The following is a 16526-nucleotide window of genomic DNA, read 5'->3' as shown; positions in this document are numbered from 1 at the left end:
AAACCTTCCAAAACATTACTTTGCTATGCAACCTGTCCCTATTAAAACCACCGTTGTAGGTTCGATGCCGTTTCCGGGATGGCTCGAATTCGCGAGCATGAATCTCGACCAATTTGGCCCTGCCGACATCTCCGAAATGATTGATGACGCCGTCATAGCTGCCATCCACGATCAAGTGAGTGCAGGACTAGATGTCATCACCGACGGTGAACAAACCCGCCTTGATTTCAATTTGTCTTTTTATGGGTTTATAAAAGGGATTGTCAATGACGGCACCGAAACCCGCAAATACGGGCCTCCCGCCCACGACCAACGCGGCAAAAATAGCATCATAGAGCCTCTCGCGGCTCCCAAAGGGTTGGGTGTAGTAGAGGAATACAAACGTCTCAAGCGTCTTGCTCCCGCTGGTCAAATGATTAAAATGTCGATTCCGGGCCCTTATACGCTCTCAGGACGGCTCAATCCTGGCGGGCATTACAAAGACCGTTGGGAAGTAACCGAGGCGCTGCTTCCCCTTGTTCGCAAAGAAATCGAAGATTTGGTCGCTCTTGGCGTACCTGAGATTTGTGTGGATGAGCCTTCGATGAGTTGCTATGCCTATCGGGAAGATACCAAACGTTTTGTGGACATATTCAATCGAACCGTAGCGCCGGGTGTGGGCAAAACACGCCTTTCGATGCACCTTTGTTTTGGCAACTACAAAGGTAGGTCGGTAGGCAAAAAGACCATTGCGCCCATGCTTCCTGATTTTTTGGATATGACAGTCGACGAAATTCATTCTGAAATGACCGTCCTCAATTTTACGGATGTGCATTTATTGGAGCGTTTTGCCGAAAAAGTGGACGTAGCCGTGGGAGTAATTGATGTGAAGAGTTATTATATCGAAACCCCCGAAGATGTAGCCGAACGCATTCGCAAAATTTTGCCTTATGTACCAGCCGAAAAACTGGCCGTTGCGCCCGACTGTGGCATGAGCCAAACCGCTCGCTGGGCCACCAAACAAAAACTCAAAGCCATGTGCGAAGGGGCCAAACTGGTTAGGAAAGAATTAGGGCTACTTCCTTAAAATGCATCATTTCCTATCAGTGGCCTCAACTTTTCATTGAGGCCAATACCTTTACTTCTTACTCACAAACTCATTATTTTTTATATAAAATCGATACGGTAAATCCGCTCCTTGGGTGATTCCGATACGGGTGGTAGTGACCACTTCAACATTAGAGACTGAGGGGGCGTTAATATAAAGTGAACCTTCCGTTAAAAAGGTGGCATTGTGCGCTACCAAAGAAATGCCCATCGCTTGTACCAATTTTCCGGGGCCATTGCATAACTGTTTTAAAGGTGTGTTCCTTTCTAATCCTTCGACAGTTTTTTTGTTTTTGATAGACCTTCTCATTTGCATCAAATCCACTCCTCGGGTTGGTTCAAGGGCGCGAATAAGTACGGCTTCTCCCATGCCCTCTTCGGCACTGACGACGTTGATACAATGGTACATTCCATAAATCAAATAAACATACACCGAACCTGCCGCACCAAACATGGCAGCATTGCGAGTAGTTTTGCGACGATAAGCATGACAAGCGGGGTCTCCAGTGATATATGCTTCGGTTTCGACGATTATACCAGCCGTTTGACCTTCGGCACTATCGTGTACAAGTTCACAGCCCAACAATCGCTGTGCGAGGGTAATAGTATCATACTTTTGATAAAATGCGACGTCTAATCTTTGCATTTTTTGCTAAATTTGGTAGTTTTTCTCTGAAACGGTATGATGCGGTCTCTATTTGGTTTGATGTTATTTCTCAGTTTGAGCTATGTACCTCTTAGGGCTCAACGAATTTATGGAGGGCAGATAGACCGCCAAATTCTAAACACTACACTGCCTTATTCTTACGGTATTGTCTGTACTTTTTTTACTGATAAAGCCGCTTATACTACCCTTCCTGCCAATTTACGATTGGGGATATATCGTAAAAAAGACCATCAATTGATACGCGAATTTTCGGCCACCAAAAGCTCCTACACCAATCAAAGCAAAACCGCTACCTCTTGCGACCGAAGCTCCAATGTAGAGTATATTTTTGTAAAATACACCGAAAACCTCATTCTTACGCCCCAAGTTTTCAACGACCCTGAGGGATATTACATTGTCAATGCACCCGTGGGGCCCCGCAACCCCGCCGACAATATCACGTCATCAGATGTAGTATTGTATCATTGGTTTTCGCCCCAGTACCTCTGGGAGTATTTTGACCCCGCCGAAGCTGGCAAAACTGCCCCTCAATGGCTGCCTGACTCATTCAATTTTTTTTGTAACAACGCCGAAAGTAATTTTAGCTTAATGGTGGTATCTGACCCACAAAAAACGGGGCTTACTTCCAATAATTTTAATCTATCTCTCACCAATAAGACACCGCTTACTTCCAACCCCAGCGGTTCCGTTCCCTATCAAAACGCCCAATGGAAAACTGGATTTTCTGAAAATCAAATGTTGCCCGGAGGTAATTTTGTCGTTCCACAGCCACCCGTTATTTTTTCATCCCAAGGCCAAGCCAATCTCGTCGTTTCGGCACGGCCTACTCGTACAGGTGTTTTTTCGGTGGGCTTTTTGCTACGCCATAGTCGGGCGGGGGTTCTTTTGAGTGAAATCTACCGTGAATACCAGATTCAAGTGGAGGAATGTCTCCCACCACCACCCGCTACCATCCGCCTAAGCGAGGTCGGAAATCCGCAAACCACCGTTTCTTCTAAAATATGCGAGGGAAAATCGGTGCAGCTCAATGCAGGAGCAGGCCAGCCCAACGTCAAGTATGAATGGTTTAGAAACAACACCCTTATCTCCAACCAAAACGACTCCGTGCTAGTAGTCACCGAAGAAGGTTCTTATAAAGTGGTGTTGACCAAAACAGGTGCGTGCTTTACGTCTACATCACCTACTACTGCTCTCCTTCTGGTACCTAACCCTCAAATCACCGTCTCATCTCCAATAGCTGGAGGGATATTGTGTCCCAATGACTCACTCAAACTTACTACGCTCGTTTCAGAACCGTTGGTGAGATACCAATGGTTTCGAAACAATGACTTGCTTCCGACTGTTACTAGCGCTACTTATTCCGCTACCCAAGCAGGAGTTTACTCAGTGAAGGTGATTGACCAAAATCAGTGTGTGGGAGAGTCTAATCCTTATATAGTTTCGCTTGGTCAAAATCAGTCCATTACCTTTCATCCGATTCCTTCACGGTGTGTCAGTGATACCACAGCTATCCTTCTAATAGGCTCTCCATTGGGAGGTTTATTTAGTGGAAAAGGAGTGATAGGCGAAAATTTTTACCCACACAAAGCAGGAGCAGGTATTCACGAACTTTCTTATCGCTTCGACAATCCAAATTTTTGTGTAACTGGCGCAACAAACCAAACTGCGGAGGTATGGGCACTCCCTATAGTCGACTTAGGCAATGACCAATTTATTTCCCAAGACGCTAGTATTCAACTTAATGCTAATGGAAATTTGGGCGTAGGTTATACTTACCAATGGTCTCCTCCCCAAGGTCTTGATGATGATTCTGCCCCTTCTCCTATTGCCTCTCCCGAAGTTACCACTGAATATCAGCTCCTCATAACTGATAGTCACAACTGCACTGCCACTGACACTGTATTGATTGGTATCATCAGAGGCATCGGGATTCCAGATGTTTTTACGCCCAATGGAGACGGTATCAACGACACTTGGGTATTACACGGAGCTGAAGAATATCCCGAGGCGGAGATTATGGTTTTTGACCGCTGGGGCTCACTGGTTTATTATCATACTGGAACCAAACAAGTAGCTTTTGATGGTACTTACCAAAGCAAACCTCTGCCTATAGGTGTCTATGTCTACACAATCAAAACTGAGCCGCAAGCTAGTCATACTTATCGCGGACAGGTATTGTTGTTGAGATAAAAACGCGTTGGATGCTGGAAATTCATTTGCCAACCCCTAACTTGCTCTAAAATTCTGATTCTACTCCATCTATCGTTATGAGACTTTTTTGGTGGCTTTTGATAACAGCATCTATAATTGTGTCAAAAGGGCATACCCAAGCACCTCGGATTTACGGCGGTTTTTTGGCCGATTATACCATTGCCAATACCCCCTCAAGTACGGGGCAGTTTTACAATACACATCAGTTTAAAGCAACCTATTTTGTGGCTACGGAGGACTTGTTGCGGATGCCCCCGTTTTTAGATTTGAATATTTTTAACAACAACAACGCCCTTATATCTTCAACCCGAACCGGGGGAGTTATCCAAAATGGAGTTCTCACACCACAACCTAACTCTAGTGTTGAAGCCTCCCAACCATATACATATACTTCTGTTTGTGGACAAAATATTTCTTTAACAAAAATTACTTACACTTTTTCAACTTTAGATTTTTATAATCTTTCTTATAATGAAATAGGCGGATATTATGCCGAGACATCCCCTATTGGTCAGCGCATCAATGTCACTAACCTGACCCAAACCAATACTCCTGTAGTACTAAGGTTGGAAATAGGTCCCGCTGATTTGGTGGAATACCGGGCAGGTCATACCCATACGCCCGTGGCCAATCCCTTAGCTTTGGGTAATTTTGAAGTTTGCAATGGTCAAAATATTGATTTTGCTAGCCCTATTTTTAAATTAGGAACTCCTCCTAGTCCTAATCTCACTCTTAAATACTCTTTTGCAACCCCTCGCTCTAATACTCCTCTCAGCTATCGCTCAGGCTATTCGGCACAAAATTTCACTTCTAATACCACCGCTCCTTTATCGATAGATCCTAACACAGGACGAATCACAGGACGTGTACAACAACCAGGTACCTACGTGTATGTAATCCGAGCAGATGCTTATCAGGGCAATACGAAATATAGCGCTATTGAGTATGAGTTTGTATTGTCAGTGATTGACTGCCGCCCCAACGAAAAACCAAGCATTACTATTTCTAAATTAGGTCAACCGCAGGTTTTGCTTTCGTCAACTATATGCGAAGACAGTACTCTCCAACTCAACCTCAAAGGATTTTCAAGAGGAGGTTCGTTACAATGGCTACGCAATGGTAACCCACTAGCTGGAAAAACCGATTCGGTATTGGCCGTTCCCGCCGGGCAGGGAGGTACATATAGCTGTACCGTAACGCTCGCCAATGCATGTCCCCCGTCTATTTCATCCGATACGATTTCGGTAGTAGTCATCCCCAAACCATCCATTAATATAGGGCTGTCCACTGGGTCAGGTCAAATATGTGAGGGGCAAAGTCTTACTCTCACCGCCAACACCAACGCTACATCTCCTGTATACCAATGGTTTAAAAATGGCAGCCTTATCCCAAACGCATCGGCGTCTTATTTTGAAACAGGCGAAACAGGTACTTATGCCGTGCGAGTAACAGGTATGACCAATTGTTCTAACCTCTCGTCTCCACAAGCCGTGACTATTATTCCTGCACCGACAGCACGCATCACGGCCCCCTCCAATTTCGTCTGTGAAGGAAATACCCTGACTTTGTCTGCTCCGCTTGCTCCCAATCATACCTATGAGTGGCGTCGAAACAATCAGCCCTACGTAGGGGTCAATCAGTCAAGCATCGCCGCAGGAGATGAGGGTAATTATACCGTTAAAGTTTCTTCTCCAGAAGGATGTTTTGCCGAATCAAGTGTTTTTTTTCTCAAAAAAGCAGCACTTCCCTCTGTAAACATTTCGTCGACCGCCAATGAGTTGTGCGAAGGCGCCACCCTCATTTTAACCGCCTCAGGAAACCAACTCAAGACCTTTGGTTGGACGCGCAACAACCAGCCTATCAGCGGCGCCACTCAAAATAAAATCAGTGTAAGGGAGAGTGGCACCTACCGAGTCACCGTCACTGATACCAATCAATGTCAAACAATCTCTTCGCCCTTTCAAGTCACTCAAATTCCTAGCATTGTAGTACAGCTCGATTCTATTCCTCCCTTTTGTGGAGTTTCGCAGCCCGCAGTATTGCTCAGTGCAAGCCCTACAGGCGGGACTTTTATGGGAAAAGGCGTGGTCAACAATACTTTTGATCCTACCAAAGCAGGGGTTGGTTCGCACGAAATCACATATACCATTACGAGCACATTTGCCTGCCAAAGTGGTAAAGCTGCCCGAACTGTGGTCATCAATGCTCCTCCTAATATAGCCTTGGCAGATACCCACAGTATCTCTCAAGGTGAAGCCCTGAAACTCGACGGAGATATAGGCTCAAATTTTAAATATGAATGGACACCACCTATCTATATCGATGATAGTCAAAGTGCACACCCCACAGTTACTCCTCCCGAAACCACCACTTATACCCTAAAAGTAACGGACGATGAGGGCTGTAGTGCTCAAGATTCAATGACGGTCTACGTATTGTCTCGTATTTATATTCCCGACGTCTTTACTCCCAATGGCGACGGCCACAACGACGTCTGGGAAATCAAAGGTCTTGAAGATTATCCCGAAGCAGAAGTAAAGGTTTTTGACCGTTGGGGTAATCTCGTTTTTCTATCAAACAAAACCTCCGTTCGCCTATTTGATGGCAATTATTTGGACAAGCCCCTTCCTAATGGCAATTATGTATACCTTATCCAATCAAAACAAAACGGACACGAATACCGAGGTAAGCTACTTATTTTGAGATAGATGACCATTTTCTTAAGCCAAAAGCTCCATGATATCTTCTTTGGTCAGAGACTTTACAAAACTCTCTTCGGTGGTAATGATATCGTTAAAAAGTTTTTGCTTGCTCCGCTGCAAATCCAAGATTTTTTCTTCTACGGAGTTTTTGGTAATAAACTTATAAGTAAACACTGTACGCTGCTGTCCAATCCGATGGGCACGGTCTACGGCTTGGGCTTCAATGGCCGGATTCCACCAAGGGTCAAGGATAAACACATAATCAGCTGCTGTAAGATTTAACCCCAATCCGCCCGCTTTCATAGAAATCAAAAATATCCTAACGTCCTCATTTTCTTGAAAAAACGCTACTTGCCCTTGGCGGTCGTGCGTAGAGCCATCTAGGTAAGCATATACGATATTTTTTTCATCTAAATAGTGTCGTACGATACTTAAATGTTTAACAAATTGACTAAAAATCAATACTTTATGATTTCCTTTCAACAATTCTTCCAACTTTGATTGTATCTCTTCTAATTTCCCAGACTCTCCTTCGTAGACCTCATCAATCATGCGTGGATGATTGGCTAGCTGTCGCAATTTGGTCAAGCCTTGCAGTACAATCATGTGCGATTTAGCCATTCCAGCTTCTTCAATCTGTTCTAAAATATAATTTCTATAATAAGATTTGGTCTCTTCGTAGCGTTGTTCTTGTTCTTCAACCATCTGACAATAGTGTACGCTTTCCACTTTGGGAGGAAGGTCAAGTGCCACTTGCGACTTATGACGACGAAGCAAAAAAGGCTTAATGAGTGAATACAATTTTTTGGTTCGTTGCTCATCATGTTGCTTTTCGATAGGTAACTGAAAATGATTTCGGAAATAAGATTGACTTCCCAGCAGCCCCGGATTTGCGAAGGTCATTTGGGTCCATAAATCCATCGTTGTGTTTTCGAGCGGTGTGCCGGTAAGCAATAGCCGATACTTAGACTGCAACTGCATCACGGCTTTTGTGATGTGAGAAGAAGGGTTTTTGATAGCCTGTGCCTCGTCCAATATGATATAATGGAAAGCATATTGCTGCAACAATTCAATATCAATACGCACAATCCCGTAAGATGTCAGCACCAAATCATAGCCCTCAAAGTGATGCAGGTTTTTGTCACGATACGTCCCTGTGTAGACCAATACCCGCATGTGGGGCGTAAACCGCTTGGCTTCTAGTTCCCAATTGTACAGCAACGATGTGGGCATGATAAGCAACGACGGTCGATCTGCCCCTTGTTCTTTTTGGTATTGCAGCATAGCCAAGGTAGTGACGGTTTTGCCCAAACCCATGTCGTCGGCTAAGCAGCCACCAAAACGGTAACTACTCAAAAAATTGAGCCAATCATAGCCCGCTTTTTGGTAAGGTCGTAGGCTTCCTACAAATCCTTCAGGCAAAGGACTTTCGTCGATTTCTTCAAAATCCTTCAATTTTTCCAGTCTACGATTCATGAGTACCTTTGCCAAACTGTCTTCAGCATATTCTTGCACAAGAGCAAGATGATGCTTCCGAAGCGTAAATTTTTGGCTATCAGCATCATATTCAGCAAAGGCAAACAGTTCGTTGTACTTAGTAAGCCAAATCTCAGGAATCACCGCAATCTGTCCATTGGGAAGCGCAAATTCCTTTTTTCGAGCCAAAATCAGATTTTTGAGTTTTACAAACGGGATTTCGTACTCCCCAAATCGTACCTTGGCATATACATCAAACCAGTCGTGGGCTTCTTCAAAAGCGATGTCAATGGAGGAATATCCCAAAAAATATTGTTTGGGGTTGGTGGCATTTTGCCTTACCACAAATCCCGCCTCTTCCAACTCAAAATGATGCACTCTCAACCACTCAAACGCTTCCCCCCTGGGCAATACACAATGCCCTTGGCGCATCTCTAGCCCCTGTTCTTTCAACCAAAATATCTTCGATTTCTCGATCTGTATATTACGCTTTACTTTATGAAAAATATAACTATTGTCTTTTTTTTCTAAGCTCACATTGGCTTGTGCCGCAAAGCTGTCGAATTTAAAAGAAAAATTGCCATACTGAAACAGTAGCTCCAACGTCACCTGAAGATTGTCGTCTTCATGTATTTGGTTATCAGTCTTTTCAGTCTGAAAAAGGGAAGATTCGACCACTTTGTGCTGCTCTGACAAACTCAATACAGGCACTAATTCGGCACGCTCATGTCGTATCTCAAATCCATCGGCATAGACCTCGTAGGAAGCCACCAAAGGGGTTACAAAACGCTGAAAATATTGTTCTTCGACATTGCGAGGAATCACTATGTGGTTTTTGGTAAGAAAGGGACGAATTTTTTTACCATCTACGTTTTTATCAAAATGATAAAGCTTGTTGTCAACCAGCAACCAAGCCGGCTCATCACATACCAAAAACGCATTTTGGCGCCATAAAGTAAGGCGCTCTCCGTTGTGTTTGATGATAGGATAATAATGCGTATTTTCTTCTTTTCTGGCAAAATGGAAATAAACACGTGCACTGCCTTGCATCTGCTCAATAGGCATCCAAGCAGGGTTGTTGTCATTGCCCATTATATATATACGTGTGGCAGGCAGTTTTTCCAAAATCGCGGCTTTGATCGACTCTAGGTAACCACCGATTGCTTCTTGGATAAGTTTATCTCCTTTTTGGGGGTCGTATACTTTCAAAAAAAAATCGATTGCTGTGAGTTTCTTAGGGTTGAATTTTTTTAGAATAGCATCTTGCTGAATGGCTTCAATGGATTTGACCAACTCCGCATCTCCTTCTTCTAAACCCGCCGCAAATTCAGTCACATTTTTGGTAGAAAGTATTTGATTGAGCAAGGTCAATTCTCCTTTGCTATTGACCTGCACCACATACGACCCAAACAAATACCCTAAATACTCATGTTGGAAAAGGGAATAAATAATCTTAAAAGGCTGACTAGAAGATACTTTCATAAAAGCAAAACAATCACTACAAAAGAAACAGTGTATAGAAAAAGAGTCTTTATTTTTTTTGAACAACTTCAAATATAACAAAACACCCTTAATTTTCCAAAGCTCCTTCCAATAGCAAAAAAGTGGCCTAAGCCACCCTTTCAATATTATCATAGGTCGTTTGTGAGAAAAGTCTGCTCGCAGAACATTTTGCAAATATCAACAAAAAATAATCAAGCTAAGAATTCCATTTTTGCCATATTTTGTTCTATTTTAACATCTCTGACACCTTTAAGGTATATTTAATGACAATCAAGCATGAAAACCGAATACGAAAACATCACCCCTGACCGTGGTAGTTCGTTTAGAGTACTTCATTGGTATGCTGACCATGATCGTTTTTTTTGGCACCAACACCCCGAATACGAAATCGTCTACATCCACAAAGGCTCCGGCAAACGCCATATCGGGCAACACCTTTCTTATTTTGAAGAAGGAGCGCTCATGTTTATCGGCCCCAACATCCCCCACCTCAACTTTGGGTATGGTGCTGAAGATAAGCATGAAGAAATCGTGATTCAGCTAAGAGCCGATTTCTTGGGAGAACATTTTCTGCAAAGTCCCGAACTTCAGGACGTCAAGCGCCTCTTTGAGCGCTCCAAACAAGGTATCAGTTTCTATGGCGAAACCCGCTGCCAAGTGGCTATTCAAATGTGCCAACTACCACAACTAAATCATTTTGAGCGACTCATCCAGCTTCTTATTATTTTACAAAGCCTTGCCACCTCCAAAGAATATAGTTTATTAAATATAAGCGGTCTTAGTTACGAACATAGTCACCGCCAAGAAGCCCGCATCCGCCAAGTATATGCCTATGTGGAGCAAAACTATCAAAACGAAATTGACCTTAACACAATAGCAGATTTAGCCAACTTAACAGTACCTTCCTTTTGCCGTTATTTCAAAAAGATAACCCAGATGACTTTTACTGATTTTGTGAATGAGTACCGTATTCAGCAATCTTGCAAGATGCTTATGCAAAACCAGTCTATCACAGACGCATGCTACCATAATGGGTTCAACAATCTTTCCCACTTTACCAAAACTTTTAGGAAGGTAACTGGAAAAACACCCCGCGACTACCGCAAAGAAATAGCGTAATTTTAAGTTTGGGAGATTCAGGTATTTATAAAAAACATGCCCCCGCTCCAAGGGAACGGGGGCAGTGCTACACACTTTACCCTACTTTGAAAATACTTTTAATATCTATAATCTTAGCTCTATGTTGTGTTCAAAACCAAACAACTATTAGCTATATTTTTGTCCTTGTTTGATGTTTCGAAGATAATGGATTTTTTTTTACCAATGGAAGTAAGATTCGTCAGGTTTTCGGCGAAACCTACTTTTTGAACCGTGAAATCTAACTTTTTGGCGGTGAAATGACTATTTTGCCCGGTGAAATGACTATAACACTGCCCCATTTACAGTCGCTTGACGCTTCTTTTCTCACTTACATTGAGTCAAAAAGTCATAAAATTCCATTTTGCATTGCCTCCAAATGCTTTTTTTTCAAAAAACTGACCGTCGTCAGTTTCTATTCACTGTATCAAACCACCCTCATCTACACTCTATAGCCTAAGCTTTTCTTGATTACTTTTAAAGAAAAGGTGCTATTGAGCGTGCCAATGTTTTCAATCCTCGAAAGTTTGTTTCTGACAAACCCATGATACTCGTCCAAACTTGCGACGTTGATTTTTAGTAAAAAATCTACTTGCCCTGCCATGTGGTAGCACTCCTGTACCTCTTCCAATTTTTGGATTTCTTCCTCAAAATTTTCAATAAATGCTTTGTCATGATAGCGCATTGAGACCTGACAAAAAATAGTAATCGGCTGCCCCAACAAATCCTTATCAAGAATGGCCACATACTGTTTGATAAAACCCAGATTTTCGAGGCGTTTGATTCGCTCATATACTGGTGAGAGCGTGAGTCCTAAGGTAGCAGCCAATTCCTTGGTCGTAAGCTTAGCATCGGCTTGTAGTAGCCTTAGTAGTTTTTTGTCAATTTCATCAAGTTGTTCCATTACCAAAAATTTTTCTTTCTATAATATCACTCATAAGTACAATTTAGCAAAAATCGCTTATTTATCACAAATAAACCATAAAATTAACTGATTTATAACAACTATTTCATTAATTATCACGGCACAATTAACTTTGTACCATTAATTACACTTTATCAACACCCCCAAAATCACCCTTTTTAGGGTTATGTTATGAAGCAAGACACTGTTTTAATCATTGGGGCTAATGGTCAAATTGGGACGGCACTTTTGCCTCAGCTCCAGCATTTGTACGGTTATGATCGGGTAATCGCCACCGATATTCGCCCTTCATTGCAATCTACCTCTATCTTCGAAACGCTCGATGCGACCGATGCCGCCGCCCTAGCAACGATTGTAACAAAATATCGTGTTACGCAGATTTATCACTTGGCGGCGGTACTCTCGGCCAAAGGCGAAACCGACCCACTTTGGGCTTGGAACCTCAACATGCAAACCCTCCTCAATGTATTGGAAGTAGCCCGTACTTACCAAATCCAGAAGGTATTTGTACCGAGTTCGATTGCCGCTTTTGGCGAACACGCCCCCAAATACGAAACACCCCAATCCACTCTCCTTGACCCTGCCACGGTGTATGGAATCAGTAAAGTAGCCGCCGAAAACTGGTCGGTTTATTACCATAAAAGATATGGCCTCGATGTGCGTTCGCTTCGCTATCCGGGGGTGATTAGCTATCAGTCTATGCCAGGTGGAGGCACTACCGACTACGCCGTTGCTATTTATCATGCCGCTGTACAAGGTATTGATTTTGAGTGCTTTCTGACCGAAGACACCCTTTTGCCCATGATTTATATGGACGATGCCCTTCGGGCTACTTTAGAGTTGATGGAAGCTCCTGCCCACCAAATCAGCGTTCGGACTTCTTACAACTTGGCAGGCATGAGTTTCACCCCTGCACAAGTCACGGCTTCTATCCAAACGTATTTCCCTGATTTTAAGCCCACTTATCAGCCCGACTTTCGCCAAGCCATTGCTGATTCTTGGCCTAAGAGCATCGACGACTCCGTAGCTCGCCATGATTGGGGCTGGAAGCCAGCCTTCGATTTACCCAAAATGACCCATGAAATGATTACGCACTTGACTGAAATGTATCACCAAGTCGCCTAACTCCCCCTCTTAATTCTCTAAAATCATGTACGGAAATATCAAAGAAGAACTTCAGAAAGAATTGGCCTCTATCCAAGAAGCAGGCCTCTATAAATCAGAGCGTATCATTGTCACGCCCCAATCATCGGTCATCGCCGTACAAGACGGGCGTGAAGTCCTAAACTTCTGTGCCAACAATTACCTAGGGCTGTCGTCGCATCCTGAGGTAGTCAAAGCCGCCCACGAAACCCTTGATAATCACGGCTTTGGCATGTCATCGGTACGGTTTATCTGTGGTACCCAAGATATTCACAAAGAGCTCGAACGCCAAACTGCTGCCTTTGTAGGGGCGGAAGATTGTATTTTGTACGCAGCCGCTTTCGACGCCAACGGCGGGGTTTTCGAACCACTTTTGAGCGAAGAAGATGCCATTATTTCGGACGAACTCAACCATGCCTCTATCATCGACGGCATTCGACTTTGCAAGGCAAAACGTTTTCGGTACAAGCACAACGACATGGCCGATTTGGAAGTACAGCTTCAAGCTGCTGCTAGTTGTCGCCGCAAATTGATAGTCACGGATGGCGTATTTTCAATGGACGGTACCATTGCTCAGCTAGACAAAATATGTGATTTGGCCGACCAATACCAAGCACTTGTGATGGTAGACGAATGCCATGCCAGTGGTTTTATGGGAAAAACAGGGCGCGGTACTCCCGAACACAAAAACGTGTTGGGTCGTATCGATATCATCACCGGCACTTACGGCAAAGCCTTGGGCGGAGCTTCGGGCGGATTTACGGCAGCCCGCAAAGAAATCGTCGAATTGCTGCGTCAGCGTTCGCGTCCCTATCTGTTTTCCAACACTTTAGCTCCTTCTATTGTAGGAGCTTCGCTCAAAGTGTTAGAAATATTACGTGGCTCAACGCACCTACGCGATAAGCTCGAAGCCAACACCCGCTATTTCCGGCAAGCCATGACAGAAGCTGGATTTGATATTTTGCCGGGCGAACACCCCATTGTACCGATTATGCTCTATGATGCGCCCCTCGCACAGGAATTTGCCAAACAACTTTTGGAAGAAGGTATTTACGTCATTGGATTTTTCTACCCTGTGGTTCCCAAAGGTAAAGCCCGGATTCGCGTTCAGATTTCGGCAGGGCACGAGCCTGAGCATCTCCAACGCGCCGTCGCAGCTTTTGTGAAAGTAGGACAAAAATTGGGCGTCATTCCCACCCACGAAGTGGCAGAAAATTAATCTTTTTCTTTTACCTTTATCCCAGAGCCAGCTTATGTATATAGGCTGGCTTTTTGATTTAAAATTAGCCTACTATTACGCATGAAACGCACCGCTATTTTATTGATTTTCAGCACACTTATTGGTTTTACTAGCAAAGCCCAACACCTAGAAAAGCCCAAAGCTAAATACAATTATCATCTGTATTTACCTCAAGACTACCAACAAAGCAACAAGAAATATCCCCTTTTGATATATCTCCACGGAAGCTCCCAACGCGGCGATGATTTAAACAAGCTAAAAGGCTACGGGATTCCGCGCGCCGTGGCACAAGGGCAGCATTTTGATTTTATTGCGGTATCTCCTCAGTGTCCTAGCAACAAATACTGGTTTTCTGAAGATTGGTTTTCGGTCTTATACGCAGAATTACAAAGCAAATACCGTGTCGACCCTAGCCGTATCTATCTTACAGGCGTGAGCATGGGTGGCGGTGGTGTATTTGAAGTTGCCAAAGATTATCCCAATACCTTTGCCGCGCTTGTACCTTTGTGCGCATGGCTTAGTGACACCGAGCGCCTTTGTTCTCTCAAAAATATCCCCATCTGGACTTTCCACGGCACTGAAGATGAGGTAGTTCCTATTTCTGAAACCGATAGCAAAGTCAAAACCTTAGAAAAATGTCAAGGCCGTATTACCTATACAAAACTCGAAAACGAAGGACACGGTATTCATTGGCTTTATGAAAAGCGTGAGGTTTATGATATTTATAAATGGATGTTGCAGTTTAAGAAATAACTCTACGACAACATAACATACAAGAGCGATAGCTTGACCCAAACTATCATTTGGGTCAAAAAAATGGTGCTGCGTCTCCGACGCACAGCCTAAAATTTGAACAATCTCTAACTTCTATTGGCCGAATTTAGGCGATACAAACTCCCATTCTTTGAGGTGTGAAGGCACGTGCTCCCGCTCCACTATCTCATCAAACTGTCGAACCAACTCAGGATGTTGAGCGGCTACGTTGGTTGTTTCGCTTTCATCTTTACTCAAATCATACAACTCCCAAGGCCCTTTCCGATTTTTACGAACTTCGGTTTTGACAGCTTTCCAACTCCCCATACGAATCGCCAACTGTCCACCTTTTTCGGGATATTCCCAGTAGAGATAGGCGTGTTTTTTTTGTTTCGTTTTTTGGCCGAGCAAAGTGGGCAAAAAAGAAAGGCCATCTGTATCAATCGTTTTGGTATATCCTGCTATGTCAGCCAAAGTAGCCATCACGTCGTATTGCACCGACACATGGTCGGTGACCTGATTGGCAGGAATTTTTTTGGGCCACCGCGCAATCATGGGTTCTCTAATTCCCCCTTCGTATACATCCATTTTGAGGCCTCGCAAATTTGCCACGCTCCTAAAATAAGCGGCTTCGACCCCACCATTGAAAGTAGCACCATTGTCGCTCGAAAACATCACGATGGTATTATCATCAATTTTGAGGTCTTTGAGCAATTGCATCAATGCCCCCACTTGCTTGTCCATGTACGTAATCATGGCCGCATAAGTCGCTCTAGGATAAGGAGTTGAAGCATAGCTTTTTTCTCCTAAGTAAGGTTTATCATCAAACTTCCCTATGCATTCGTTGACAGCCTCTTCGGGTGCTTGAAGCGAAACGTGCGGCGTCGTAAAAGGTAAGTATAGAAAAAAAGGACGATTTCGGTTTTCTTTCACAAAAGCCAATGCCTTTTCGGCCATTTTATCAATCGCATAATCCTTCCCTCTATAATAAGCAAAGGCCGCCTCCGTTGCCGTTTCGGGCGTGAGTTTTTTGTGTACATCAATTACCGGATTGTTGAGCGGAACCGACTTACCATTTTCCCATAAGTGAGTAGGATAAAAATTGTGTGACTGCTTTTGGTCTAAGTAGCCATAAAAATAATCAAACCCCTGACTATTAGGATTTCCGCTGCTATTGGCCATCCCAAGTCCCCACTTCCCAATGCAAGCAGTCGTATAGCCTACACCCTGCAACATCCGCCCAATCGTAAAAGCCCCCGGATAGAGCGGCATCTGCCCCCCTTCCAAAGAATCTGGAAAACCGCCCAATTCGTAGTTACCCCGAATATACGAATGCCCCGCGTGCTTACCCGTAAGCAATTGACAGCGGGCTGGCGCACAGACAGGTGTACTGGTATAATGTTGAGTAAAACGAATGCCTTCGCTTGCCAGTTTATCCAAATGCGGCGTTTTTATTTTTTTTTGTCCATAACACCCCAATTCAGCATAGCCCATATCATCGGCATAAATGTATATAATATTGGGTCGAGTCGTGGGTGGGGTGGTTCTCAAAAAAGAGAAACCTACAAGTCCTAATAATAAAAGTGGAAACAAACGAATCATAATATAAAAGGTTTGGGGAAGTTAGCCTGCAAATTAGTACAAACCTTTATTTTGCACAAAATATATACCTTATCTTATTGT

General features: G+C 43.7%; 11 protein-coding genes. 7 read left to right on the top strand and 4 right to left on the bottom strand.

From position 1 onward, the window contains the following. Nucleotides 1–25: 25 nt before the first annotated feature. On the top strand, nucleotides 26–1066 hold the full coding sequence (locus P1X15_RS22590) for a methionine synthase (RefSeq protein ID WP_277340409.1): 1041 nt from the start codon (nucleotides 26–28) through the stop codon (nucleotides 1064–1066). Nucleotides 1067–1117: 51 nt separating this feature from the next. On the opposite strand, the gene P1X15_RS22585 is transcribed toward P1X15_RS22590, so the two are convergent. After that, nucleotides 1118–1732, bottom strand: a complete 615-nt coding sequence (locus P1X15_RS22585; protein ID WP_277340408.1) for a DNA-3-methyladenine glycosylase — start codon at nucleotides 1730–1732, stop codon at nucleotides 1118–1120. A 36-nt stretch (nucleotides 1733–1768) separates the two neighbouring features. Between P1X15_RS22585 and P1X15_RS22580 the strand changes: the two genes are divergently transcribed. Next, complete coding sequence (locus tag P1X15_RS22580; RefSeq protein WP_277340407.1) at nucleotides 1769–3943, top strand: gliding motility-associated C-terminal domain-containing protein; 2175 nt, start codon at nucleotides 1769–1771, stop codon at nucleotides 3941–3943. A gap of 77 nt (nucleotides 3944–4020) precedes the next feature. After that, nucleotides 4021–6672, top strand: a complete 2652-nt coding sequence (locus tag P1X15_RS22575) for a gliding motility-associated C-terminal domain-containing protein (protein ID WP_277340406.1) — start codon at nucleotides 4021–4023, stop codon at nucleotides 6670–6672. A 12-nt stretch (nucleotides 6673–6684) separates the two neighbouring features. Here P1X15_RS22575 and P1X15_RS22570 read toward each other — a convergent pair whose 3' ends face one another. Further along, the gene (locus P1X15_RS22570) at nucleotides 6685–9624 is read right to left on the bottom strand and encodes a DEAD/DEAH box helicase (RefSeq protein ID WP_277340405.1); all 2940 of its coding nucleotides are present in this window, start codon (nucleotides 9622–9624) and stop codon (nucleotides 6685–6687) included. 297 nt (nucleotides 9625–9921) lie between these two features. Here P1X15_RS22570 and P1X15_RS22565 point away from each other — a divergent pair, with 297 nt between their 5' ends. Next, on the top strand, nucleotides 9922–10764 hold the full coding sequence (locus tag P1X15_RS22565) for an AraC family transcriptional regulator (protein ID WP_277340404.1): 843 nt from the start codon (nucleotides 9922–9924) through the stop codon (nucleotides 10762–10764). Between the two features lie 460 nt (nucleotides 10765–11224). Here the strand turns inward: P1X15_RS22565 and P1X15_RS22560 are convergent, their stop codons facing one another. Beyond that, on the bottom strand, nucleotides 11225–11686 hold the full coding sequence (locus tag P1X15_RS22560) for an Lrp/AsnC family transcriptional regulator (RefSeq protein ID WP_277340403.1): 462 nt from the start codon (nucleotides 11684–11686) through the stop codon (nucleotides 11225–11227). Between the two features lie 192 nt (nucleotides 11687–11878). On the opposite strand from P1X15_RS22560, the gene P1X15_RS22555 reads away from it, so the two are divergent. From P1X15_RS22555 to P1X15_RS22545, 3 genes are all read left to right on the top strand, one after another. Beyond that, nucleotides 11879–12832 carry an NAD-dependent epimerase/dehydratase family protein gene (locus tag P1X15_RS22555; protein ID WP_277340402.1) on the top strand — a complete coding sequence of 318 codons (954 nt, stop codon included), beginning with the start codon at nucleotides 11879–11881 and terminating at the stop codon, nucleotides 12830–12832. Nucleotides 12833–12857: 25 nt separating this feature from the next. After that, complete coding sequence (gene kbl, locus P1X15_RS22550; protein ID WP_277340401.1) at nucleotides 12858–14069, top strand: glycine C-acetyltransferase; 1212 nt, start codon at nucleotides 12858–12860, stop codon at nucleotides 14067–14069. 81 nt (nucleotides 14070–14150) lie between these two features. Continuing rightward, nucleotides 14151–14843: an alpha/beta hydrolase-fold protein gene (locus P1X15_RS22545; protein WP_277340400.1), complete on the top strand. Its 693-nt coding sequence runs from the start codon at nucleotides 14151–14153 to the stop codon at nucleotides 14841–14843. Between the two features lie 114 nt (nucleotides 14844–14957). Here the strand turns inward: P1X15_RS22545 and P1X15_RS22540 are convergent, their stop codons facing one another. Continuing rightward, the gene (locus P1X15_RS22540) at nucleotides 14958–16445 is read right to left on the bottom strand and encodes an arylsulfatase (RefSeq protein ID WP_277340399.1); all 1488 of its coding nucleotides are present in this window, start codon (nucleotides 16443–16445) and stop codon (nucleotides 14958–14960) included. Nucleotides 16446–16526: the final 81 nt, after the last annotated feature.

This window comes from Runella sp. MFBS21 (genome assembly GCF_029433105.1).
Classification (GTDB): Bacteria; Bacteroidota; Bacteroidia; order Cytophagales; family Spirosomataceae; genus Runella.
The sequence above is the reverse complement of the archived record's forward strand: the minus strand, read 5'-3'. Positions and strand labels throughout refer to the sequence as shown.

What these genes read in the sequence shown, in the direction of transcription:
- P1X15_RS22545 (WP_277340400.1), top strand. Translation starts at nt 14,151, where the DNA reads ATGAAACGCACCGCTATTTTATTGATTTTCAGCACACTTATTGGTTTT.
- P1X15_RS22565 (WP_277340404.1), top strand. Translation starts at nt 9,922, where the DNA reads ATGAAAACCGAATACGAAAACATCACCCCTGACCGTGGTAGTTCGTTT.
- P1X15_RS22540 (WP_277340399.1), bottom strand. Translation starts at nt 16,445, where the DNA reads ATGATTCGTTTGTTTCCACTTTTATTATTAGGACTTGTAGGTTTCTCT.
- kbl (WP_277340401.1), top strand. Translation starts at nt 12,858, where the DNA reads ATGTACGGAAATATCAAAGAAGAACTTCAGAAAGAATTGGCCTCTATC.
- P1X15_RS22575 (WP_277340406.1), top strand. Translation starts at nt 4,021, where the DNA reads ATGAGACTTTTTTGGTGGCTTTTGATAACAGCATCTATAATTGTGTCA.
- P1X15_RS22585 (WP_277340408.1), bottom strand. Translation starts at nt 1,732, where the DNA reads ATGCAAAGATTAGACGTCGCATTTTATCAAAAGTATGATACTATTACC.
- P1X15_RS22560 (WP_277340403.1), bottom strand. Translation starts at nt 11,686, where the DNA reads ATGGAACAACTTGATGAAATTGACAAAAAACTACTAAGGCTACTACAA.
- P1X15_RS22570 (WP_277340405.1), bottom strand. Translation starts at nt 9,624, where the DNA reads ATGAAAGTATCTTCTAGTCAGCCTTTTAAGATTATTTATTCCCTTTTC.
- P1X15_RS22555 (WP_277340402.1), top strand. Translation starts at nt 11,879, where the DNA reads ATGAAGCAAGACACTGTTTTAATCATTGGGGCTAATGGTCAAATTGGG.
- P1X15_RS22580 (WP_277340407.1), top strand. Translation starts at nt 1,769, where the DNA reads ATGATGCGGTCTCTATTTGGTTTGATGTTATTTCTCAGTTTGAGCTAT.
- P1X15_RS22590 (WP_277340409.1), top strand. Translation starts at nt 26, where the DNA reads ATGCAACCTGTCCCTATTAAAACCACCGTTGTAGGTTCGATGCCGTTT.